This window comes from Rhizobium sp. AC44/96 (assembly GCF_001692185.1).
Lineage (GTDB): Bacteria > Pseudomonadota > Alphaproteobacteria > Rhizobiales > Rhizobiaceae > Rhizobium.
Window position 1 is genome coordinate 90,564 of sequence record NZ_LXKO01000037.1, and the last position, 20,587, is coordinate 111,150.

Below are 20,587 nucleotides of genomic sequence, written 5' to 3' on the forward strand. Positions count from 1 at the left end.
CCCTGCGCCTGAAAAATTAGTAGAGAGCAAGCGGTTAGCTGCCACGCAGCGCCGCGAAATCGGGTCCTTGGAATGCGCCGCATCCGCTCACCCGTAACGGATCGGCAACATTGGCGGACGCAGCGCACAAGCGCGTTCCCTTTTTTTGTCCACGCTGCTGGAATTCCGCACGCCACATGCTATCTAAGCTTAACGATTGAAACGGTGGGCCTTTAACCCGCCTGTTGAAAGGATTAGGTCCCATGAGCGGTATCAATGAATTCATCGACAACGAAATCAAGACCAACGACGTCGTCCTTTTCATGAAGGGCACGCCGCAGTTTCCGCAGTGCGGTTTCTCCGGTCAGGTCGTCCAGATCCTCGATTACATCGGTGTCGACTACAAGGGCATCAACGTGCTCGCAGATTCCGAAATCCGCCAGGGAATCAAGGATTATTCGAATTGGCCGACAATTCCCCAGCTCTACGTGAAGGGTGAGTTCATCGGCGGCTGTGACATCGTCCGGGAAATGTTTCAGGCCGGTGAATTGCAGCAGCACCTGCAGGAAAACGGCGTCACCGTTCGCGGCGCCGCCTGACCTGACCGGTCACCGGGCAGCCGCCCGGTTTCCAAATCTGTATTTCGAGTTCGAGGCGCTGTGCTGAACAGCGCCTTGACCTGTTTATGGGAATTTCATTGTGACAGAATCATCACAAGCCTTGCACGCGGGCCGGCTGCCCATGCGCAAAGGTGAGTTCATCGCGCTCGCCGCCTTCCTGATGGCGGTCAACTCCCTTGCCATCGACATCATGCTGCCTGCGCTCCAGCAGATCGGTGCAAGCCTGGGCGTCGAGAGCGAGAACCACCGCCAGTTCGTCGTCTCCGCCTACCTTCTGGGCTTCGGGCTTGCGCAGCTCTTCTACGGCCCTTTGTCTGACCGGTTCGGCCGCAGAGTGCCTCTGCTGATCGGCCTTGTGATCTATATCTGTTCCGCCCTCGGAATCGCGCTGGTCCCCTCCTTTGCCGGATTGCTTGCGCTCCGCTTCGTCCAGGGCATCGGCTCCGCCGCCACGCGCGTCATCACGATCTCGATCGTTCGCGATATCTATGGCGGCCGCCAGATGGCCGAAGTGATGTCCCTCATCATGATGGTGTTCATGATCGTACCCGTCATCGCGCCGGGCAGCGGCCAGATCATAATGTTCTTCGGCAGCTGGCATCTGATCTTCGTATTCATCGCTGTCATGGCAGCGCTGATCTCGATCTGGGCTTACCTGCGTCTGCCCGAAACGCTGCATCCGTCGAATATCCGACCGTTCACGGCCCGTTCGGTGATTGCCGGCTTCAAGCTGGTTCTGACGAACCGCATCGCGCTTTGCTACACGATCGCCAGCACCTTCATCTTCGGTTCGCTGTTCGGCTTCATCAACTCCGCGCAGCAGATCTATGTCGGCATCTATGACCTCGGCGTCTATTTCCCCTTCGCCTTCGCCGGCGTTGCGATCTTCATGTCGATGTCGTCGTTCCTGAATTCTCGCCTCGTGGGCAAGTTCGGGATGCGCCGGCTGTCGCACGGCGCGCTCGTCGGGTTCATCACCATCAACACCATCTGGCTGCTGGCGCTTCTGATCGGCCCGCATCCGATGCCGTTCCCCTTCTTCATCGGGTTCTTCGGCCTGGCGATGTTCCAGTTCGGCTGGATCGGATCGAACTTCAACTCGCTGGCGATGGAACCGCTCGGCCACGTCGCAGGCACCGCCTCCTCCGTCCTCGGCTTCATGAGCACCGTAGGCGGCGCCCTGATCGGTGCCGGTATCGGGCAGGCATTCAACGGCACGGCCCTGCCCATGGTGGCAGGCTATTTCACCGTGTCGATCATCGGCCTCGTCTTCGTGCTTATCGCCGAGAAGGGCCGTCTGTTTCATCCGCATAACCCGGCCGTTTGACCGCCGGTGCCTTTTCACATTTCAGGATAGCTATAATGACTCCGCCACATAAACCGCACACGGAAAACCAGGGATCCAGCCGCATAGGCATGGGATTCTTCGAGTTCGTGATCACGATCGCCATCATGACCGCCAGCGTCGCGATGGCCATCGACAGTATGCTCCCGTCCCTGCCCGCCATCGGGCACTCTCTGGGCGTCGTGAATTCGAACGACACCCAGCTTGTGATCGGCGTGTTTTTCCTCGGCTTCGGCATATCGCAGATCATCTTCGGCAGCCTGTCCGACACCTTCGGCCGCCGCAATATTCTGCTCGGCGGCATGGCTGTCTATGTCCTTGCCATGTTTGCAGCAGCGGCCACCGGCAGCTTCGAAATGCTGCTCGTCATGCGCTTCGTGCAGGGCCTCGGTGGTGCTGCAATCCGCATCACCACCATGGCCATCGTGCGTGACTGTTTCGGCGGTCGCGAAATGGCGCGAGTGATGTCCTATGTCATGATCGTCTTCATGATCGTGCCGATCGTCGCGCCGTCTGTCGGCCAGCTCATCATCACCTATGCCAACTGGCACTGGATCTTCATCCTGCTCGGCATTGTTGGTGCCATTCTCTTCGTCTGGGCCTTGCTGCGCCTCAAGGAATCCTTGCCGAAGGAAGAGCGCATTCCCTTGTCCGTCGGCTCCGTCGTCGATGGCTTCAAGACCGTCCTGACCAACAAGATCACCTGCGGCTACATGATTGGCCTCACCATGTTCACAGGCGTTATCAGCGCCTATGTCATCTCCGTGCAGCAGGTCTTCGGCGAGGTCTATGGCCTTGGCGATTGGTTGCCCATCGCATTCGCTGCCACCGCAGGCGGCATCGCGGTTGCCAACTTTGCCAATGGCTATTTCGTGCGCAAGTTCGGGATGCGTCGCATCTCGCACGTCGCGATGATCCTCTTCACGATCATCTCGGCCATCGGATTTGCCAAGGCGCTCGGCGGCACGCCAAGCTTCACCTTCGCCTACACGCTCTTTACGATCCTGCTGATGATGTTTGCCGTCATCGCGACCAATTTCACCGCGATCAGCCTTGAGCCCATGGGCAACCTCGCTGGAACGGCCACAGCGATCACCGGCTTCGTCTCGACCACGTTCGGCGCCATTCTTGGCGGTGCGGTGGGCCAGCTATTCAATGGCACCCTACAGCCACTCTTCGGAGGTTTCGCCCTGTTCGGCGCGATCACCATCGTGGCCACGCTATGGGCCGAGGGCGGCAAACTCTTCACCCATCCGGGGGATGACCCACAGCTGGATCCCGGCAACGCACACTTCTGAGATAACAGCCCGCCGTTTCGGCGGGCTAACTTTATCTGGCGACCAGTCAGTGGATAAACTGCCAATACGCGGCGCCAACGTCGCTAATCGGTGACTTGTTGTTTTTATCACTTTTATTTTATTATAATCTAAAATAGTAAAGAAGAGGGCTGTCATTCGGAGAAATGGCAATGCGGCGTTACAATTTGCGGCGTGAAGAGAACGACCAATGGCAGGTCGTGGATGGACAGACGATGCTCCCGGCGGAGCTGGACGGCATGCCGATCAAGGGCATGGTCTGGCAAGAGGCCTGCGACATGGTCGACCTGATGAATTCCCTCGATCTCATCAACCATGCCGCAAAGCGATACGAGAAACACGGAAACGCAACCAGGTGATTTCCGTAGGCACCCATGACGCTCCTGGCTTCATGGGATAAGGAAACGGGCCGAGGCAACCAATTTTCCCAAGGCGCGTTTCCTATGGAGGAGGAAACGATCATGCACTCAACCAACAATCGTCAAGTCAAGATCGCTGGCCCGCGCGACCACCACGATGTCGCGGCGCACTGCAAGAAGTTCGGGATCGGTCCGGCTGAGGAACGCAAGCTTTTGAAGCTGCTCGGCCACCACGCTCCCCCGCACGAAATCGCTGCCAACGCGCCACCGAAAATGCCGCGTTTCCGGTAAGCACCGACGCGCCATGCGGAGATTTCTCTCCGCATAAGGTGTGTCAGAAAAGCGCGAGCGGGTGGCCCGCTCCGTCTCTTCAGAGAGTGAACACCTCGCGGCGCAACAGTTCCCAGCTGTCCTTGTCGGGCGTAATCAGCAGTCCGCCGTCGATGTGATGCGGCAGATAGGCAGAGCCGTCGAAACGCGCTGCGTAGCCACCCGCCTCCTGGCAGATCAGTGTCCCTGCCAGGTGATCCCACGGCATGAGCTTGTTGTACATCAGGTAGTGCACGTGGCCGCCGGCCAGTGCGCGGTGCTCGTGCGCTGCGCAGCGATAGTTGGCGAGAAAGCGCACCTTGGCGAGATTGGCGAGAATTTCGGCACGCCGGTTCTTCGGAAGAAAGCCGGTTGAGGCCATCCCCACCATCTGATCGAGCGCCACCGGCTTGCCGACAGACAACCGCTCGGTCTCACCGCTCGGCCGCTTCAGCCAGGCACCACTGCCCTTCTCCGAAATCACCCAATCGTCGCCCATAGGGTCGTAGATGACACCGGCGATCGTCTCGCCATTCGCAACGACGCTGGCCATGACACCAAAGGCCGGAATGCCCGAAGCAAAATTGAAAGTCCCGTCGACGGGATCGACAACGATCGCGAGTTCAGCGCCTTCGAGCCGGCCAAGCAAAGCCGGATCGGCAGCGACAGATTCCTCGCCGATAAAGGTCGCATCCGGCCAGAGGCGCGCGACTTCCGCCTTGATCATCCGCTCGGCCTGTTCGTCGGCTTCGGTCACGAGATCCGTCGCCTCGCTCTTGGCGCGAACATCGTCCGTGCCCAGCCGCCGAAAGCGCGGCAATATCTCCTTTGCCGCCGCCTGCCGGAGAAGATCGGCGAGCGTCGTGACATCTATTCTGGAAGCCATGGGTGTTTCCTTTTGCGTGGGCGCGCCGGGTTACTCGGCGTGCGGCGCGGTGTCTGCGGCCATGAGGCCCGCGAAGTCGAAGAGCTTTGGATCAAGCAGGTGGGACGGGTTCACATGCGCAAGCGCCCGCAGCATCGTGTCCTTGCGTCCGGGCATGCGCCTCTCGATGTCGGCGAGCATGTCCTTCATGGCATTGCGCTGCAGGCCATCCTGTGACCCGCAGAGGTCGCACGGAATGATGGGAAACTGCATGGCAGCCGCAAACTTCGCCATATCGTCTTCGGCGCAATAAGCAAGCGGCCTAAGGACCATGAGGTTGCCCTCATCGTTCAGCAGCTTCGCAGGCATGGAGGCAAGGCGGCCGCCATGGAAGAAATTCATGAAGAACGTCTCGAGGATGTCTTCGCGGTGATGGCCGAGCACCAGGGCATCACATCCTTCTTCCCGCGCGATGCGGTAGAGGTTGCCGCGACGCAGGCGCGAACAGAGCGAGCAATAGGTGCCGCCCGCCGGCACCTTTTCCTTCACGATCGAATAGGTATCGCGGTATTCGATACGGTGCTTGACGCCGATCCGCGTGAGATATTCCGGCAGGATGTGCTTCGGAAAGTTCGGCTGTCCCTGGTCGAGGTTGCAGGCCACCAGCTCGACTGGGAGCAGACCGCGCCATTGCAGGTCGAGCAGCAACGCCAGCAGGCCATAGGAATCCTTGCCGCCGGAGACACCGATCAGCCACCGCTTCTGCCCCTTGAGCATGGCGAAGTCTTCGAACGCCTGCCGAACCTGGCGCAGCAGGCGCTTGCGCAGCTTGTTGAACGAGACGGAGCGCGGAGCATCGGCAAAGAGCGCGTGCGCGGTGCCGTCTTCGGCTTCCGCCGCTTCAAACTCGTCGACAATCTCGGCTGCGATGTTCATCTTCTCATCCATTCAAAGGCTGGATCTGCTCTAGCAGAAAGCTGGCAGGCAACACAGCATCAATCGCCGAAAACCGACCAGCCTGTGCGAGCGGCCAGCATCTCCAGCGCAACGGCACCGAGCTGCGAGTTTCCGACCTTGTTCAACCCCGGCGACCAGACAGCGATCGAGGCAATCCCGGGCGCGACCGCGAAGATGCCGCCGCCGACGCCGCTCTTTCCGGGCAGGCCGACGTGGTAGGCGAAGTCGCCCGAACCGTCATAGTGACCACAGGTGAGCATCAGTGCATTGATACGTCGCGCTCGCTTCGGCGACACGACGGAATGGCCAGTCACCGGGTTGCTGCCGCGCGCGGCGAGAAACAACCCTGCCCGTGCCAGCTGGACGCACGACATCGACAAGGCGCATTGGTGAAAATACACCCCGAGCACGTGATCAACAGGGTGGTCGAGATTGCGATAGGAGCGCATGAAATTCGCCAGAGCGAAGTTCCGGTAGCCGGTCTGCGTCTCCGAACGTGCTACCCGGTCATCGATCGTCACCGACTCGTCATCGGCAAGGTAGCGGACAAATCGCAGAAGTTCACCGATAGCCTCGCGCGGCGCATGGCCGGCGAGCACAACATCGGTAACGGCAATCGCACCGGCATTGATGAAGGGATTGCGCGGAATGCCCGCCTCGTGCTCGAGCTGGACGATCGAATTGAATGCCGAGCCGGATGGTTCCCGGCCGACCCGCTTCCACAGCCCCTCGCCGACTTTGCCGAGCGCCAGCGTCAGCATGAATACCTTGGAAACACTCTGGATCGAGAAGGGCACGGCCGCATCGCCGACGGAATAGACCTTGCCGTCAACGGTGACGACCGCCAGTCCGAACTGACCAGGATCGACCTTGGCGAGCTCCGGAATGTAGTCGGCAACCTTGCCCTCGCCGATCCGTGGCGTGAGCTCCTTGTAGATACTGTCGAGGACGGCTTGCAGATCCAACATCTTTCCCTCTCTCCAGATAACAAAAAAGCCGCCCCGAGAGGCGGCTTTTCCGTATGCGAAAACGCCTCGCGCTGATTAACGCGAATAGAATTCGACCACCAGGTGCGGTTCCATGACAACAGCGTACGGAACGTCGCTGAGAGCCGGTACACGAGCGAAGGTAGCAACCATCTTGTTATGGTCGACTTCGATGTACTCAGGAACATCACGTTCAGCCAGGGACACCGATTCGAGAACCGAAACGAGCTGCTTCGACTTCTGACGAACTTCGATGACGTCGCCAGCCTTGCAACGGTAAGAACCGATGTTGACGCGAACGCCGTTCACAGTCACGTGGCCGTGGTTGACGAACTGGCGAGCAGCGAAAACGGTCGGAACGAACTTGGCGCGGTAGACGATCGCGTCCAGGCGGGATTCCAGAAGACCGATGAGGTTTTCCGAAGTGTCGCCCTTGCGGCGGTCGGCTTCAGCGAAGATCGCGCGGAACTGCTTCTCGCGCAGGTCACCGTAGTAACCCTTGAGCTTCTGCTTGGCGCGCAGCTGCACACCGAAGTCCGAAAGCTTGCCCTTGCGACGCTGGCCGTGCTGGCCCGGGCCGTATTCGCGACGGTTCACCGGGGACTTAGGACGGCCCCAGATGTTTTCGCCCATACGGCGGTCAATTTTGTACTTGGACGATTCGCGCTTGCTCATCGTATTTCCTTTCAGAGTGTTACGGCGGCTTGTTACCAAACCGCTCGAAGGAAACACGCCCTCCTTTGGCCCCTTTTGGGAGGCCCGACAGGATTTTCCGGTTACGCGAACTGGAAAGATCCACGGGACATGTCAAATGAAACACGGGACATCGCTGCCCCGTGCTGGCGCGGTCTTTAGGGGTAAGTCGCTGGAATGTCAATGACGTTCCACGCCGACCATCCCAAAGCCGCTCGATTTTCGAGCCGCGTCCGGCTTACTTCATGCCGACCGTTTCGGTCTTCAGGCCCAGTGCATCGCTGATGGTGTAGAACAGATCGGTCTGATCCGTAAGACCGCTCACATTGGCCGCGCGCGGGCCATAGGCGGCAATGCGCAGCTGCGCGCCGGTGTGGCCCTGGTCGTTCTCGTCATCCGAGTTGCCGTAGCTGACGGCCATGACCGCGCCATCCTTGGTCATCAGCGCTTCCGTCAGGCCCGGTGCCTTCGTATCGGCATCGACGATCTGGCTGGCATGGGCGTGGTCTGCCGTAACGATCACCAGCGTATCGCCGGCTTCCTGCGCGAACTTCAGCGCTTCCTGCACGGCTTCGTCGAGATCGACCGTCTCGCCGATCTGGCCGCATGGGTTGGCGGCATGGTCCTGCTTGTCGATCGAAGCGCCTTCGACCTGCAGGAAGAAGCCCTTCTCATTGGTGCGCAACAGTTCGATCGCCTTGGCGGTCATCTGAGCCAGCGTCGGCGTAGCGGCTGTACGCTTCTCGTTCGGCTTGCAGACGACTGGCTCCTTCTCGACGTTGCCGTAGTGGCTCGCCTTCGGACCTTCCCAGCGAACAGGCATGTTGCCATCCGCGAAGAGACCGAGCACCGGCGCATCGTTGTTGGCCTGCTTCACAGCCTGCAGTTCGTCCAGATTGGAGACGAGCTTGTAGCCACGCTCTTCGGCCTGCTGGCGCAGGGTCTTGCTCTTCCATTCGCCCGCCTTCGCGGTTTCGCCGAAGCTCTTGGCGCCGCCACCGAGCGTTACGTCGGCACGCGCATTCAGCAGCTGCTCGGTGATCGAGCCCTTGCCGCCGTTTTCAAGCGCATTGCTGGCGCACTTCTCGGAAGTGGCTTCCGGGCCGTAGCACTTGCGCTGCGTCACGTGAGCGATCTGCACGGCTGGCGTTGCATCCTGCAATTCCGCCGTCGAGACGTTCCCGGTCCCGAGGCCGGCAGCCTTTGCCTTCTCCAGCAGCGTCTCGTGCGCTGCCTCATGAATATCGACGCCGATCGCGCCATTATAGCTCTTCACGCCTGTTGCCCAAGCCGTGCCTGAGGCAGCCGAGTCCGTGACGTAGGTCGGCTTGCCGGTCTTCTTGTCGAGCGAGTAATGCGTGTACTGGCCGGTGATCGGCAGGGCGTCGATACCCTTGAAATACTGGCCGGCGCCAACGGCATAGTTGCGCGCGATGGTGATCTCGGAATCGCCCATGCCGTCGCCGATGAGCAGGATCACATTCTTCGGACGACCATCGACGATCGCGCCGCGGAACGCTTCGGTAATGTCGCCGGAGAGGCGGCGTGCGCCTGCAGGTGCGCTCAACTCGCCGCTTGCGGCGCGCTCGAGAAGCTTGCCGGCAGCATCGTCAGCGCGGCTCGGCTGGATCGCGACGGTTGCAAGCAAGACGGCGGCAATGACCTGCGGCAAGTGATAACGAAGTTTGGTCTGCATGGCTAAATCTCCTTTGACAATACGCACCACCCCGGAGGGTGCGCGCGCCTTATCCCCCGCCGGCATGAAGCACATATGACAAAGTCAGCTTTTTTCGCGCGTAACGCGAGTGACCCGCATCGGGGAGGTGTCGTCCACACCCCTCACCTCAGATATAGCGGTCTGGAAGATACTATTCAGCGGCGGGACGCAGGTCGTCGCTATCAGGGGCATTCGCATCGCCCGGCGCGGTCTGGCAGTTCATGTCTGGGAACGCGACGATCCGCTTGCCGGAAAAATCCGTATGGACGACGACCGTGCCCTGCTCCTCGAAATAACCCAGCAGACGCCTCGCGCGACGCGCCGAGTGCGTGCCGTAGGCACGGGCAATCCGCGCGTCCGAAGGGCACGGCTCGCCGCAGACAGCAGCCTTTGCCAGCATCAGGAAGACGCCCTGCAGGTCATCGGTCACGCCTGAGGACAGGGAAAGCGCCGTCGCCCAGGCTTCGGTCTCCGCCGTGGCGGCATCGACACCCGACCGGGAGATCGCGACGCGACGCCGGAACTCCGCCATCGACATCGGCGGGCCGGGAACGCGGCGCATGCGCACGCGCACGAGAAACTCCTGATAAAGCACGGAATCCGTACGGAAAGCCGAACCCGGGTCATCAAGGATTTCGTTGAGAACAGCCGCAAGCCGCTCCTCGCGCTCTTCGGCGGAAAACTCCGGTTGGCTCACACGTGGCTCTGAAGGCTGGGACACCGCAGCGGGCGCGGACCGTGACAGCTCCGCCAGAATATCGGTGGTCGGTCGAGGCGCAGGCGCCGCGCGCCGCACGAGCGGGCGCTGGAACTCTTCCGGATCGGGCGTGAAAATCAGGTCTTCGACGTCGTGCGGCGCATCCGGCAACGGCATGAGCTTCGGGCTCGACGAGCGCGCCGACGTCTCGACCATGCCGATCTGGATCGGCAACGGGCGGCGTGAAAGAGCCGGTCCAAGGGCGACGAAATTGCCGCGCTTGAGATCGCGGAACATTTCGGCCTGGCGTCGGTCCATACCGAGAAGGTCGGCGGCGCGGGCCATGTCGATATCGAGGAAGGTACGCCCCATCAGGAAGTTGGAGGCTTCCGCCGCAACGTTCTTGGCGAGCTTGGCAAGCCGCTGCGTAGCGATGACGCCTGCCAGTCCGCGCTTACGCCCACGGCACATCAGGTTGGTCATCGCGCCAAGCGACATCTTGCGGGCGTCCTCGGACACATCGCCACCGACGGACGGCGCAAACATCTGCGCCTCGTCGACAACGACGAGTACAGGATACCAGTACTCACGATCGGCATCGAACATGCCGTTGAGGAAGGCCGCCGCCGCGCGCATCTGCTGCTCGATGTCGAGGCCTTCCAGCGTCAACACGCAGGAAACACGATGCTGGCGAATGCGGTTGGCAATGCCGGCAAGCTCGGCCTCGGTCCGCTCACCATCGATGACGACGTGCCCGAACTTGTCGCTCAGCGTGACGAAATCGCCCTCGGGGTCGATGATGATCTGTTGCACCCACTGAGCGGATTGCTCAAGCAGACGGCGCAGAAGGTGCGATTTTCCGGAGCCGGAGTTGCCCTGTACGAGCAGACGGGTCGCCAGAAGCTCCTCGATATCGAGCGTGGCCGGATTTCCGCCGGACGCCGTTCCCATATCGATACCAACCTGCAAGTCCAATTCCCCTTACGATAGCAACATCACTCTCTAACAGATTCGCCGAATGATGCTCCCGCTCTTCGACAAAACCCACAGCCAATCAGCAAGCGCTTACGCCGCTTTATCCGCAAGAATATCCGCCTGCCCTTTTTCCGCGCTCGGAGCAAGCATCCGGGTAAATGCGAGGCTCACAGCCAGCGGCACAAGAAGAACCGCCAAGCCAACCCTCAATCCCCAGAGCTCACCGGCAAAGCCGATCAGCGGCGGACCGATCAGGAAGCCGAGAAGCGCCATGAACGACAGAATAGCGACGCTGGCCGCCGCAGGCCGGTCCGTCAGGCTTGCCGCTGCGGTGACCGCCAGCGGGAAGCCCACCGACACCCCAAAGCCTATCGCCGCAAAACCTACGAGCGCCGTCAACGTGTTTGGAGCGAGCAGGACGATCAGCAAGCCAAGCAACGCTGCGCAACCGCAAACCCGGGCGATGGCAACCGCGCCGAACCGCGCTTTCATATGGTCGCCACCGAACCGCCCTGCGGCGACAAGGCAGGCAAAGATGGAATAGCCGAGACCCGTCACGGCTCCGCCGGCCAACAGAACCTCTTTCAGGTAGACCGCCGACCAGTCGGCGATCGCCCCTTCCGTCATCGTGATCCCGAAGGTGAAGGCGCAGATTCCGAGAAGCGCAACGCTCGGCAGCTTGAACGGCGCGCGAGCCCCCTCGGAGACTGCAGCCGGGGCCGTAGCATCCGCCGGCAGGCGAACGCTTGCGGCAAGCGCCACCGGCAGCACCAGCAATGCAACGACCGCGATGGACCATTGTGCCGGCAATTGGAGAGCCACCGCGCCAGCGCCAATCAGGCTGCCCGCCATGATGCCGAGGCTCCAGAAACCATGGCATCGGCTCATGATCACCAGGCCGGTGATCTTCTCGGCGCGATCGGCCTCCACATTGAGGCCGAGTTCAAGCGTCGAGAGCGCGACACCGACGACAGCCAGGGCCGCGAACAACGTCACGATGCTGTCCGCAAAGGCCGGAAGGGCAACGACGGCCAGAAACACCGCAAAGCCATAGATGACCGTGGCGCGCCCGCCGATCCGGGATACGAACCGGCCGGCGAAGGGCAGCGTCAGGAGGATGCCGACCGGCATGCCGAGCAAAGCGATGGCGAGATCGGCCGGTCCGAGACCAAGCCTCGTCTGAATATCGGGGATGCGTGGCAACCAGCTGCCGAACGCGATCGGCTGCAGGAAGAAGATCAACATCACAAGTCTTTGAAGCGGCATCACGCATCCCTTTGTTCGCCCACCAGTGACAACGGCAGGCGATTCCCCGTCGGCAAGCTTGCGTGATCAGTCCGTCGAAAGAAAGCGCAAATCGCCCCGTCAGCGGGTGCTCAGGCCGAACCCCTGCATCAGCCGCTTCGTTGGAAAATCCGGGTTTCCTGACGTGAAGACGGCATAGTCGAAATTGTCCGGATGAACGGCGTCGGCAACCTGCGGCACGAGGCTCCGCGCACGCCGGGCAATCGCCTCCGCCGGGTCGAGCCAGTCGACAGGCCAAGGCGCAAGACGCCGGAAGACATTTGCCATGAAGGGATAGTGCGTGCAGGCGAGCACGACGATATCGGTCTTCCGGCTATCCTGCTCCACGAAGCAGGCGTCGATCTCCGTAAGCACAGCTTCGTCCGAAACCGTTTCGCCGCGGATATAGGCCTCCGCCATGCGTGCCAGATTTTCCGACCCGACAAGACGCACGTGGCACTGCTGGGCAAAAGACTGGATCAGATCACGCGTATAGGCGCGCTTGACCGTTCCCGGCGTCGCCAGCACCGAAACCAGACCCGTACGCGTCCGTTCGGCCGCAGGCTTGATCGCAGGCACCGTGCCGACAAAGGTCATCTGTGGGAAGGCTGCCCTCAGGTCGGCGCCAACCAGCGTGAACGCCGTATTGCAGGCGATGATGCAGACCTCCGGATCATGCTCCTTGAGCAGCCGTGCGAAGAGTTCGATGACGCGCTCTTTCAGCGCCTGCTCTTCCCAGCCGCCATAGGGAAACCCGGCGTCGTCGGCAACATAGATGAAACCGCGCTCAGGCATCAGTACCCGCGCCTCGCGCAGCACCGTCAGCCCGCCGATCCCTGAATCGAAAACCAGAACGGGTTTCAGCTCATTCGTCGCTGTTGTCATCGCTCTGGCGTTCCTTGACATCTGCGGGCGCCCGGCTCCCGCGCGGATATTGCCGCGAGAAACGGTCGAGGGAGGAAATAACGCCGCGCATCACGCTGATTTCCTGCTCCGTGAAGGCGCGGCGGGAAAGGACTGCGCGGAGATTGTCGATCATTTTCGGCTTTTTCGCGGGCGGATGGAAATAATTGCGCGCTTCCAGGGCTTCTTCCAACTGATCGTAGAGCCCGTGCAACTGTTCCTTCGTGGATTGTGTCTGCGACATCGCCTGGAAGGGAACGCTGCCGAGATCCTCCATGCCCGATTTCATCCACTCATAGGACATCAGGAGCACTGCCTGGGCGATGTTGAGCGAGGCAAAGGCAGGATTGACCGGGAAGGTCACGATCTCGTCTGCCAGCGCCACCTCCTCGTTGGAGAGACCCCAGCGCTCGCGCCCAAAGAGAATACCGGTGCCCTCACCCGCTGCAAAACGCGCCCGCAGCGTTTGCGCAGCAACGACCGGCGAGCGCACGGGCTTGAAGCCGTCGCGCTCGCGCGCCGTCGTCGCGTAGACGAAGTTCAGGTCGGCGATCGCCTCCTCGAGTGTGTCGAAGACCTTCGTGCCCTCGATCACATGGTCGGCCTTCGAGGCGGCGGCCTGCGCCTTCTCGTTCGGCCACCCGTCGCGCGGGTTGACGAGCCTCAGTTCGGAGAGCCCGAAATTCGCCATGGCGCGCGCCACCATCCCGATGTTCTCGCCCATCTGCGGTTCGACCAGAATGATGACGGGACCTTCCGTCAGAAGTTGCCGCTCGCTATTCGTGCCTGCCATGAAGTCTCGATCCTTTTGCTATGCGCGGGAATAGCCAAGACCACCCCAAACGGCAAGACTTAAGCGTCGGGATAAAGTCGATCGAGCGTCACCCCGATCATTTCGGCCCCGAGCCGCGCACCCGCATTTGACAGCGGCAAATGCCGCCCACCGCTATGGTTCCTGCTGTCGACGAAGAAGCATTCGGACCCGCGCTTGGCGACAGTCGTTATCCGGGCCAGATCGGCGTCGATCAACGCCTGACCATCCGCCCCGGCAGCCGCCGCATCATGGTTCTTCGCCATGATCCTTGCCCAGTAGGTTGCCGCCAGGAAAATTGCCAGCGTTTGGCGGATATGTCCCGGCTTGGTGACAATGGACCACGTAGATCCCAGGGGCCGAGCGGCAGCCGTCAGATCACGGTAGGCTGCGTCGAGCTTCTGCGACCGGACGATCAGGGCGTTTGACGGTTCACCCGCCGAGGCTGCGGCGAGCATCTCCTGAAGCGCCGCATACCACTTGGCGAGTACCACATCCAGCGCGCCGCGGGTGCGCGCTGGAAAGACCAGGAATGCCACCAGGGTTCCGGCTGCAGCACCAAGAGCGGTTTCTTCGATGCGCAACAAGAGCAGATCGACCGTCAGGGAGCCGATCATCCCGTAGACCAGGCAGAGCGCGATCGAAACGAAAAATGTCATCGTCGCGTAGGAGGTCTGCAGGAAGTAGAACGCCAGGAAGATCGAGATGCCGGTGACCACGAGGGCAGCAGCCATCTGCTCGTTGAGCAATGTCGCAAGCCCCAACCCGATCGAGATTCCGAACAGCGTGCCCACCGACCGCTGCAACGCCTTCATCGCGGTGTCGCCGCGTGAATTGGTGTTGGTGAACACAAGAAAGGAGGCCAGCACTGCCCAGAACCAGCGTTCGCGCGAAAGCGCCAGCCCAAGCGTCATGGCAATCGCCGACGCCAAGGTAATCTGCAACGCCGAACGGATCAGGGGATTGCTCAGGGAAAAGTCGGGCTTCTCCGACGATGCGGCAGCCTCGGTCACCGCCGCGATCTCCGCAAAGCCGGTGGCATATCCGAGCTCGATCGTCCTGTTGAGGTCACTACGTGCCTCACCAAGGCGTGCAAGCGCTTGAATGGTTTCCGCTTGAGCACCGTCGGCAACCTTTGGCGCCTGTATCACGTCGCCTTCGATGATCGCATGAACCATTTCGAACGACGGCAGGCTCTGGGCGCTGAGCACGATCGCAGTCTCTGCCGCGAGATGGGCGTCGAAAAGACGGATCGCAAGTTCGCCCGCCGGTTCGGTCGCCGCTTCCAAGACGCCGCTCGGTGGTCGCGGAATGAAACTCTCCGCCATCATCACGACTTCCTTCAGTCGCTCCTCAAGCTGGTTCAGTTCCTGCCGGTCCGTTTCCAGAAACCGCCCATGTGCCGACAATGCAGCGATCTTGAACAGGATCTGATTGATCCGCCCTCGCACACTTTCGAGCGACCGCAGCAGGTCGCGTCGCCAATCGTCCGCCAGCACGACTGAACGCACCAGATGCCCAATCAGGGCTGAAACGACGGGACCGATCGCCACCAATGGAAGTTCGGCGAGCGGCGGCCGAAAATAGGCGCCCATGAAGTAGGAGGTGAAGGCGAACATCCCGACGGCATGTCCCCGCGCACCGAACACCCGCGCCGACGCGGCAAGAAAGATCACAAGCAGGAAGACACAGTCGGAAAGGTAACGGTAGGCCTCCAGGCTCGCGGCAATCCCCACCACGACAATGCTCGCAAGGCACCCCAGCAAGCGGGTGATCAGCTGTGGCGTGCCGCCCTTGTCGCGCACGGCGACGCCGCCTTCGATCGAGAGCACGATCCCCAGCCCGTACGACGCTGTGGGAAGCGGAACCAGCAGGTAATTGATGGCCAGCAACGCGCCAAAAGACATCGCAATCGTCAACGTGACGCGCGACGCGACGCGCAAGCGCGACAGTGCCGGATCGTTTGCAAGCAGCCAATCGCGGAAGTCAAAACCCGAAAGCAAGCGCCAAGGCCCCTAAAAGCAGAGGAATATGCGTCCCAACCTGACTGGATAACTTGACCGGTCAGGAAATCAAATCAAGTCGGGCCGTCACTCGCCCTTGGCGATCTGCACCATGGTATTCTTGAGCGAGTTATCCGGCTGACCCGGATCCCCTGCCGTGATTACGTCGTCGATCACTGGCTTGCCGGCCTCGTCGATCACCTCGAACCGCACCGTGGTGACGGCCTGCTTGTCCGACCCGTCGTCCATGCAGGTGGCCTTCTTGAAGGTAACGACCACTTCCGTCGTCCCGTTCGCCGCCGGCTTGGGCGCGTAAGCAAGATCCTGCAGCGGGCAGGCATCCTGGCCGTTGACGATCACGTCGTAGTCGAACGGCGAAATGCCGTCCTCGTCGGCGGCCGGATTCTGCACCGCGGCCTGGTACTTCGTCACGAAGTCCTTGCTGTAGAGCCGCGTCAAACGGCTGTCGTCGAAAATGTCGATCCAGTCGGCGTCGGTGCCCGACCAGTTCTTCATGGTGGCATCCATGATTTCCTTGACGGGCGCGGTGGCGTCGCCCGCAAAGGCAGGCGCGGACAGGCCGAGGAGAAAGGCGAGCGGGAGCGAGATCTTCTTCATGATGAAATGTCCGGGGCAATGGTTTCGCGCGGAGACTAGCCATTTTCACTGGCTTGGCAATGCCCGCAAAAACACACCGGTCCTGAGCGCTTGCGGCTTTGCACTCCGGGCTCACAGTGCTATAGCGCTCGGGATTTGATATCACCCACCCGGGACGCCCGTCCCTTCTAAGCTTTAACGAGGCAGATACATGAAGAAGATCAAGGTCGCCAATCCCGTCGCCGATCTCGACGGCGATGAAATGACTCGCATCATTTGGCAGCTCATCAAGGATAAGCTGATCCATCCGTATCTCGACCTCGACATCGACTATTTCGACCTTTCCGTCGAAAACCGCGACGCCACCAACGACCAGGTAACGATCGACGCCGCCAACGCCATCAAGAAGCACGGCGTTGGCATCAAGTGCGCGACGATCACGCCGGACGAAGATCGCGTCAAGGAATTCAACCTCAAGCAGATGTGGAAGAGCCCGAACGGCACGATCCGCAACATCCTCGGCGGCGTCATCTTCCGCGAGCCGATCATCTGCCAGAACGTTCCGCGCCTTGTTCCGGGCTGGACGAAGCCGATCGTTGTCGGCCGTCACGCTTTCGGCGACCAGTACCGCGCCACCGACTTCAAATTCCCGGGCAAGGGCAAGCTGACCATCAAGTTCGTCGGTGAAGACGGCCAGGTCATCGAAAAGGAAGTCTTCGACGCTCCCGGCGCCGGCGTGGCCATGGCCATGTACAACCTCGACGAGTCGATCCGCGAATTCGCCCGCGCCTCGATGATGTACGGCCTGATGCGCAAGTGGCCGGTCTACCTGTCGACCAAGAACACCATCCTCAAGGCCTATGACGGCCGCTTCAAGGACATCTTCCAGGAAGTCTATGAGGCTGAATTCCAGGATCAGTTCAAGGAAATCGGCATCACCTACGAGCACCGCCTGATCGACGACATGGTCGCATCCGCTCTGAAGTGGTCCGGCGGTTATGTCTGGGCCTGCAAGAACTACGACGGCGACGTCCAGTCCGACACCGTTGCCCAGGGCTTCGGCTCGCTCGGCCTGATGACTTCCGTTCTGCTCACGCCGGATGGCAAGACAGTCGAAGCCGAAGCCGCGCACGGCACGGTTACCCGTCACTACCGCCAGCACCAGAAGGGCCAGGAAACCTCCACGAACTCGATCGCTTCGATCTTCGCCTGGACCCGCGGCCTCGCACACCGCGCCAAGCTGGACGACAATGCGGAACTGGCCAAGTTCGCAGCGACGCTTGAGAAGGTCTGCGTCGACACCGTCGAAGCCGGCTTCATGACCAAGGATCTGGCTCTCCTGATCGGTCCCGATCAGCCGTGGCTCTCCACCACCGCCTTCCTCGACAAGATCGACGAGAACCTGCAGAAGGCGATGGCATAAGCCATCAGCGATATGCGAACGATACGGCGGGGTCTTCCCCGCCGTTTTCATTTCTACGACAACCAAGGGGGAACAATAAAATGACCGTTGAAATCCGTCCGCTGCGGCCGTCCGATCGAGCCGCCTGGGAGCCGCTCTGGGCCGGTTACCAGCGCTTCTATGAAGTCGCCATTCCGTCCGATACCACAGATCTGACATGGGGCCGCTTCCACGACCCGGTCGAGGAAATGTATGCGCTCGGCGCTTTTGACGACGGCAACCGTCTGGTCGGCATCGTCCACGCCATCTTCCACCGCTCCACCTGGCTGCCGAAGTGGACCTGCTACCTGCAGGATCTCTATGTCGACGATACGCAGCGCGGTCTCGGGACCGGCGCGGCGCTGATCGAGGCCGTTGCCGACCTCGCCAGGAAGAACGGCGCCGGCCGCCTCTACTGGATGACACACGAGACCAACGCGACCGCGCGACGCCTTTACGATCACATCGCCGAACGCTCCGGCTTCATCCAATATCGCAAGGCCTTGTAGACCGACATCTTTCCAGCCCGCCGACCCGTCTTATGTTTACCAGTGCCGGCACCGATCGCGTGCCGGAACAACGAGGAGGACAGCATGGCAGACGAATTGGTTTTCTACACGAACCCGATGTCGCGCGGGCGCATTGCCCGCTGGATGCTCGAGGAAACGGGCGTTCCCTACACGACGGAACTGCTCACCTTCGGCGGCAGCATCAAGGCACCGGAATATCTGGCCGTGAACCCCATGGGAAAGGTGCCGGCGATCCTGCACGGCAAGACCGTCGTCACCGAATGTGCCGCCATCTGCGCCTATCTCGCTGATACCTTTGCGGACACAGGGCTTGCCCCGCGGCCCGAAGAGCGCGGCAATTATTACCGCTGGATGTTCTTCGCCGCCGGCCCGCTGGAGGCTGCGGTGACCAACCATGCCCTCGGCTATCACATACCACCGGACAAGAGCCGCATGGCAGGGTACGGCAGCTATGCCGACGTCATGGACACGTTGGAAAAGGCTGTCAGCGCCTCGCCCTATATCGCCGGCAATCGCTTCACGGCCGCCGACGTTTATGTCGGCTCCCATGTCGCCTGGGGCCTGGGATTCGGTACGATCGAGAAGCGCCAGGCCTTTGCCGACTATGTCGGCCGCGTCACCGACCGCCCCGCCTACAAGCGTGCCCACGCCATCGACGAGGAAGCGATGCAGGCCATGCAGAAGAGCGCCTGAGCTCAGGCAAGCGGCATATAGATCTCCGTCAGGAGTTCGGTCGGCGGCACCTCGCGCGGATTGTTGAGATACTCCTCGAACATCACGCTATCGCGCAGTTGCCGGCCGGATTTTGGAAGCCATTCGGCATAGAGCCACTGGTAGGCCTTGTGCATGTCCGCATAGGGTCCCTTGTGCCGGAGCACCGCATATTCTCCGCCTTCCACCGACGTCTGCTGCAAAGGCGGCTCGGATACAGCGATATCATCGGCAGTCACACAGGCGATCGAGCGCAGCTCGTCCGCTGGCACGATATCGGGATCATCGAGATATACGCCGATCATGCGCATCTCGGGCTGTGCCAGCCCGCGCGCATAGAGCGTGCCGAACAGCGTCTCGAACGATCTGCCGATCTGCATATAGGAACCGGTATGAGCCACGCCGACGAGAGTGATCGGCGCAATCTTACGTAAGGTGATGTCGAACATGGCTTGTATCCTTCCGTTAGGTGAGGGTGCGAAAGCTGCGTGGCTTCCCTCCTTCCGGTAACGGGCCGGCGGCATGCCGTAGACCGACTTGAAGATCCGATTGAAGGATTGGAGGTTGGGATAGCCGGATCGCTTTGCAATCTCACTGACGCGAAGGTCCGTGCCGACGATATCGCCCGCCGCGCGATGCCGACGCAGCCGCTTGACGGTGGCCGCCAGCGTCTCGCCATAGATCGCGCGATAGATCCTGTGCCAATGATAGCTCGACATGCAGGCGATCTCGGCAAGCTTTTCCATGTCGAGCTCTTCATCGAGATGATCATGGATATAGGCAGAAACCCGCCGCAGGCGGTTTTCATAAAGTGCCCATGCCGTTTCGCCATTCATGTTGGAACCCCGTGCAAATCGATCGGCTACAGACAACCATACCTCGATTTGACAAATCCTGCGGACCTCGGCCAGGCCCGAAAAGAAAAAGGCGGGATTGGTCTAGCGGTCTGAAGTGATCTGCACGAGCCCATCTGGTTCTGGAACGCCAGACAAGGCCGCACTACGCCTTTGGGAGATGATCGACGGGCCTTGGATCGCTAGTGAGAGCGACCGTCACGGAGTATAGATAGACGGCAGATGCGGCTTAAGATGGAGGGAGTGAACGATGAAAGCGATCACGGTTTCTGGCCTCATTATACTAGCCTTCGCATCTGGTGCGTATGCCGCGACCTTGACGGGGGAGCAGCTGAAAAGCGAGTTGGTAGGCCACCCAATCCACTGGAAGTCAAAGACACAATCCGGCGTCACAACCTACAAGCCAGACGGAACCATTGAAGCGACTGTCGACGGCGACAAGGCCACCTACAAGGGCACTTGGAGCATCAAGGGCAACAAGATTTGCGAGAAGTTCGACAAGGAAAAATGCGCAACGATCAATTCGCTTGGAGCCAAGAAATACTCCAAGGGGGCCGGAACGTTTACGGTGGAATAGCGCCTGTTTCTATTTTTATCCCAGGCGGCATGTGAGCCGCCTGGATTCTCTATAATCC

The 20,587-nt window shown here is 60.8% G+C and carries 21 protein-coding genes; 9 read left to right on the forward strand and 12 right to left on the reverse strand.

The window, feature by feature from the left end; genetic code table 11:
- Positions 1 to 242 precede the first annotated feature (242 nt).
- From grxD to A6U87_RS24280, 5 genes are all read left to right on the forward strand, one after another.
- Positions 243 to 578, forward strand: a complete 336-nt coding sequence (gene grxD / locus A6U87_RS24260; RefSeq protein ID WP_065693883.1) for a Grx4 family monothiol glutaredoxin — start codon at positions 243 to 245, stop codon at positions 576 to 578.
- A 142-nt stretch (positions 579 to 720) separates the two neighbouring features.
- Positions 721 to 1,926 carry a multidrug effflux MFS transporter gene (locus tag A6U87_RS24265; protein ID WP_065693884.1) on the forward strand — a complete coding sequence of 402 codons (1,206 nt, stop codon included), beginning with the start codon at positions 721 to 723 and terminating at the stop codon, positions 1,924 to 1,926.
- Positions 1,927 to 1,961: 35 nt separating this feature from the next.
- Positions 1,962 to 3,242 carry a multidrug effflux MFS transporter gene (locus tag A6U87_RS24270; protein WP_065693885.1) on the forward strand — a complete coding sequence of 427 codons (1,281 nt, stop codon included), beginning with the start codon at positions 1,962 to 1,964 and terminating at the stop codon, positions 3,240 to 3,242.
- 170 nt (positions 3,243 to 3,412) lie between these two features.
- A complete protein-coding gene (locus A6U87_RS24275) occupies positions 3,413 to 3,619 on the forward strand; it encodes a hypothetical protein (RefSeq protein WP_065693886.1) in 207 nt (68 codons plus the stop codon).
- 102 nt (positions 3,620 to 3,721) lie between these two features.
- On the forward strand, positions 3,722 to 3,910 hold the full coding sequence (locus tag A6U87_RS24280) for a hypothetical protein (protein ID WP_065694095.1): 189 nt from the start codon (positions 3,722 to 3,724) through the stop codon (positions 3,908 to 3,910).
- A gap of 79 nt (positions 3,911 to 3,989) precedes the next feature.
- On the opposite strand, the gene A6U87_RS24285 is transcribed toward A6U87_RS24280, so the two are convergent.
- The 11 genes from A6U87_RS24285 to A6U87_RS24335 all read right to left on the reverse strand — a co-directional run bounded on the left by A6U87_RS24285 (position 3,990) and on the right by A6U87_RS24335 (position 16,437).
- The gene (locus A6U87_RS24285; RefSeq protein ID WP_065693887.1) at positions 3,990 to 4,814 is read right to left on the reverse strand and encodes an inositol monophosphatase family protein; all 825 of its coding nucleotides are present in this window, start codon (positions 4,812 to 4,814) and stop codon (positions 3,990 to 3,992) included.
- Positions 4,815 to 4,844: 30 nt separating this feature from the next.
- Positions 4,845 to 5,729 (reverse strand): tRNA 2-thiocytidine(32) synthetase TtcA, encoded by an 885-nt coding sequence (ttcA, locus tag A6U87_RS24290; RefSeq protein WP_065694096.1) that lies wholly within the window; start codon positions 5,727 to 5,729, stop codon positions 4,845 to 4,847.
- A 59-nt stretch (positions 5,730 to 5,788) separates the two neighbouring features.
- Positions 5,789 to 6,718: a glutaminase gene (locus tag A6U87_RS24295; protein ID WP_065693888.1), complete on the reverse strand. Its 930-nt coding sequence runs from the start codon at positions 6,716 to 6,718 to the stop codon at positions 5,789 to 5,791.
- 75 nt (positions 6,719 to 6,793) lie between these two features.
- Complete coding sequence (gene rpsD, locus A6U87_RS24300) at positions 6,794 to 7,411, reverse strand: 30S ribosomal protein S4 (RefSeq protein WP_065693889.1); 618 nt, start codon at positions 7,409 to 7,411, stop codon at positions 6,794 to 6,796.
- A gap of 256 nt (positions 7,412 to 7,667) precedes the next feature.
- Positions 7,668 to 9,125 (reverse strand): alkaline phosphatase, encoded by a 1,458-nt coding sequence (gene phoA, locus A6U87_RS24305; RefSeq protein WP_065693890.1) that lies wholly within the window; start codon positions 9,123 to 9,125, stop codon positions 7,668 to 7,670.
- Between the two features lie 172 nt (positions 9,126 to 9,297).
- The gene (locus tag A6U87_RS24310; protein ID WP_065693891.1) at positions 9,298 to 10,812 is read right to left on the reverse strand and encodes an ATP-binding protein; all 1,515 of its coding nucleotides are present in this window, start codon (positions 10,810 to 10,812) and stop codon (positions 9,298 to 9,300) included.
- Positions 10,813 to 10,908: 96 nt separating this feature from the next.
- Complete coding sequence (locus A6U87_RS24315) at positions 10,909 to 12,084, reverse strand: MFS transporter (RefSeq protein WP_065693892.1); 1,176 nt, start codon at positions 12,082 to 12,084, stop codon at positions 10,909 to 10,911.
- Between the two features lie 99 nt (positions 12,085 to 12,183).
- Positions 12,184 to 12,987 (reverse strand): glutamate racemase, encoded by an 804-nt coding sequence (murI, locus tag A6U87_RS24320; RefSeq protein ID WP_065693893.1) that lies wholly within the window; start codon positions 12,985 to 12,987, stop codon positions 12,184 to 12,186.
- Positions 12,968 to 13,798, reverse strand: a complete 831-nt coding sequence (locus tag A6U87_RS24325) for an RNA methyltransferase (protein ID WP_065693894.1) — start codon at positions 13,796 to 13,798, stop codon at positions 12,968 to 12,970. Before A6U87_RS24325 ends, murI begins: the two co-directional genes overlap by 20 nt.
- A 59-nt stretch (positions 13,799 to 13,857) precedes the next feature.
- Positions 13,858 to 15,819, reverse strand: coding sequence for an FUSC family protein (locus tag A6U87_RS24330; RefSeq protein ID WP_065693895.1), 1,962 nt, complete (start codon positions 15,817 to 15,819; stop codon positions 13,858 to 13,860).
- Positions 15,820 to 15,906: 87 nt separating this feature from the next.
- Positions 15,907 to 16,437 carry a hypothetical protein gene (locus A6U87_RS24335; RefSeq protein WP_065693896.1) on the reverse strand — a complete coding sequence of 177 codons (531 nt, stop codon included), beginning with the start codon at positions 16,435 to 16,437 and terminating at the stop codon, positions 15,907 to 15,909.
- A gap of 190 nt (positions 16,438 to 16,627) precedes the next feature.
- On the opposite strand from A6U87_RS24335, the gene A6U87_RS24340 reads away from it, so the two are divergent.
- The 3 genes from A6U87_RS24340 to A6U87_RS24350 all read left to right on the forward strand — a co-directional run bounded on the left by A6U87_RS24340 (position 16,628) and on the right by A6U87_RS24350 (position 19,080).
- Positions 16,628 to 17,839, forward strand: coding sequence for an NADP-dependent isocitrate dehydrogenase (locus tag A6U87_RS24340; protein ID WP_018902180.1), 1,212 nt, complete (start codon positions 16,628 to 16,630; stop codon positions 17,837 to 17,839).
- Between the two features lie 80 nt (positions 17,840 to 17,919).
- The gene (locus A6U87_RS24345; RefSeq protein ID WP_065693897.1) at positions 17,920 to 18,366 is read left to right on the forward strand and encodes a GNAT family N-acetyltransferase; all 447 of its coding nucleotides are present in this window, start codon (positions 17,920 to 17,922) and stop codon (positions 18,364 to 18,366) included.
- 84 nt (positions 18,367 to 18,450) lie between these two features.
- Positions 18,451 to 19,080, forward strand: a complete 630-nt coding sequence (locus A6U87_RS24350) for a glutathione S-transferase family protein (protein ID WP_065693898.1) — start codon at positions 18,451 to 18,453, stop codon at positions 19,078 to 19,080.
- A gap of 2 nt (positions 19,081 to 19,082) precedes the next feature.
- On the opposite strand, the gene A6U87_RS24355 is transcribed toward A6U87_RS24350, so the two are convergent.
- A complete protein-coding gene (locus A6U87_RS24355; protein WP_065693899.1) occupies positions 19,083 to 19,934 on the reverse strand; it encodes a GyrI-like domain-containing protein in 852 nt (283 codons plus the stop codon).
- 268 nt (positions 19,935 to 20,202) lie between these two features.
- On the opposite strand from A6U87_RS24355, the gene A6U87_RS24360 reads away from it, so the two are divergent.
- Positions 20,203 to 20,529 (forward strand): hypothetical protein, encoded by a 327-nt coding sequence (locus A6U87_RS24360; protein ID WP_065693900.1) that lies wholly within the window; start codon positions 20,203 to 20,205, stop codon positions 20,527 to 20,529.
- Positions 20,530 to 20,587: the final 58 nt, after the last annotated feature.

What these genes read in the sequence shown, in the direction of transcription:
- grxD (WP_065693883.1), top strand. Translation starts at nt 243, where the DNA reads ATGAGCGGTATCAATGAATTCATCGACAACGAAATCAAGACCAACGAC.
- A6U87_RS24265 (WP_065693884.1), top strand. Translation starts at nt 721, where the DNA reads ATGCGCAAAGGTGAGTTCATCGCGCTCGCCGCCTTCCTGATGGCGGTC.
- A6U87_RS24270 (WP_065693885.1), top strand. Translation starts at nt 1,962, where the DNA reads ATGACTCCGCCACATAAACCGCACACGGAAAACCAGGGATCCAGCCGC.
- A6U87_RS24275 (WP_065693886.1), top strand. Translation starts at nt 3,413, where the DNA reads ATGCGGCGTTACAATTTGCGGCGTGAAGAGAACGACCAATGGCAGGTC.
- A6U87_RS24280 (WP_065694095.1), top strand. Translation starts at nt 3,722, where the DNA reads ATGCACTCAACCAACAATCGTCAAGTCAAGATCGCTGGCCCGCGCGAC.
- A6U87_RS24285 (WP_065693887.1), bottom strand. Translation starts at nt 4,814, where the DNA reads ATGGCTTCCAGAATAGATGTCACGACGCTCGCCGATCTTCTCCGGCAG.
- ttcA (WP_065694096.1), bottom strand. Translation starts at nt 5,729, where the DNA reads ATGAACATCGCAGCCGAGATTGTCGACGAGTTTGAAGCGGCGGAAGCC.
- A6U87_RS24295 (WP_065693888.1), bottom strand. Translation starts at nt 6,718, where the DNA reads ATGTTGGATCTGCAAGCCGTCCTCGACAGTATCTACAAGGAGCTCACG.
- rpsD (WP_065693889.1), bottom strand. Translation starts at nt 7,411, where the DNA reads ATGAGCAAGCGCGAATCGTCCAAGTACAAAATTGACCGCCGTATGGGC.
- phoA (WP_065693890.1), bottom strand. Translation starts at nt 9,125, where the DNA reads ATGCAGACCAAACTTCGTTATCACTTGCCGCAGGTCATTGCCGCCGTC.
- A6U87_RS24315 (WP_065693892.1), bottom strand. Translation starts at nt 12,084, where the DNA reads ATGCCGCTTCAAAGACTTGTGATGTTGATCTTCTTCCTGCAGCCGATC.
- murI (WP_065693893.1), bottom strand. Translation starts at nt 12,987, where the DNA reads ATGACAACAGCGACGAATGAGCTGAAACCCGTTCTGGTTTTCGATTCA.
- A6U87_RS24325 (WP_065693894.1), bottom strand. Translation starts at nt 13,798, where the DNA reads ATGGCAGGCACGAATAGCGAGCGGCAACTTCTGACGGAAGGTCCCGTC.
- A6U87_RS24335 (WP_065693896.1), bottom strand. Translation starts at nt 16,437, where the DNA reads ATGAAGAAGATCTCGCTCCCGCTCGCCTTTCTCCTCGGCCTGTCCGCG.
- A6U87_RS24340 (WP_018902180.1), top strand. Translation starts at nt 16,628, where the DNA reads ATGAAGAAGATCAAGGTCGCCAATCCCGTCGCCGATCTCGACGGCGAT.
- A6U87_RS24345 (WP_065693897.1), top strand. Translation starts at nt 17,920, where the DNA reads ATGACCGTTGAAATCCGTCCGCTGCGGCCGTCCGATCGAGCCGCCTGG.
- A6U87_RS24350 (WP_065693898.1), top strand. Translation starts at nt 18,451, where the DNA reads ATGGCAGACGAATTGGTTTTCTACACGAACCCGATGTCGCGCGGGCGC.
- A6U87_RS24355 (WP_065693899.1), bottom strand. Translation starts at nt 19,934, where the DNA reads ATGAATGGCGAAACGGCATGGGCACTTTATGAAAACCGCCTGCGGCGG.
- A6U87_RS24360 (WP_065693900.1), top strand. Translation starts at nt 20,203, where the DNA reads ATGAAAGCGATCACGGTTTCTGGCCTCATTATACTAGCCTTCGCATCT.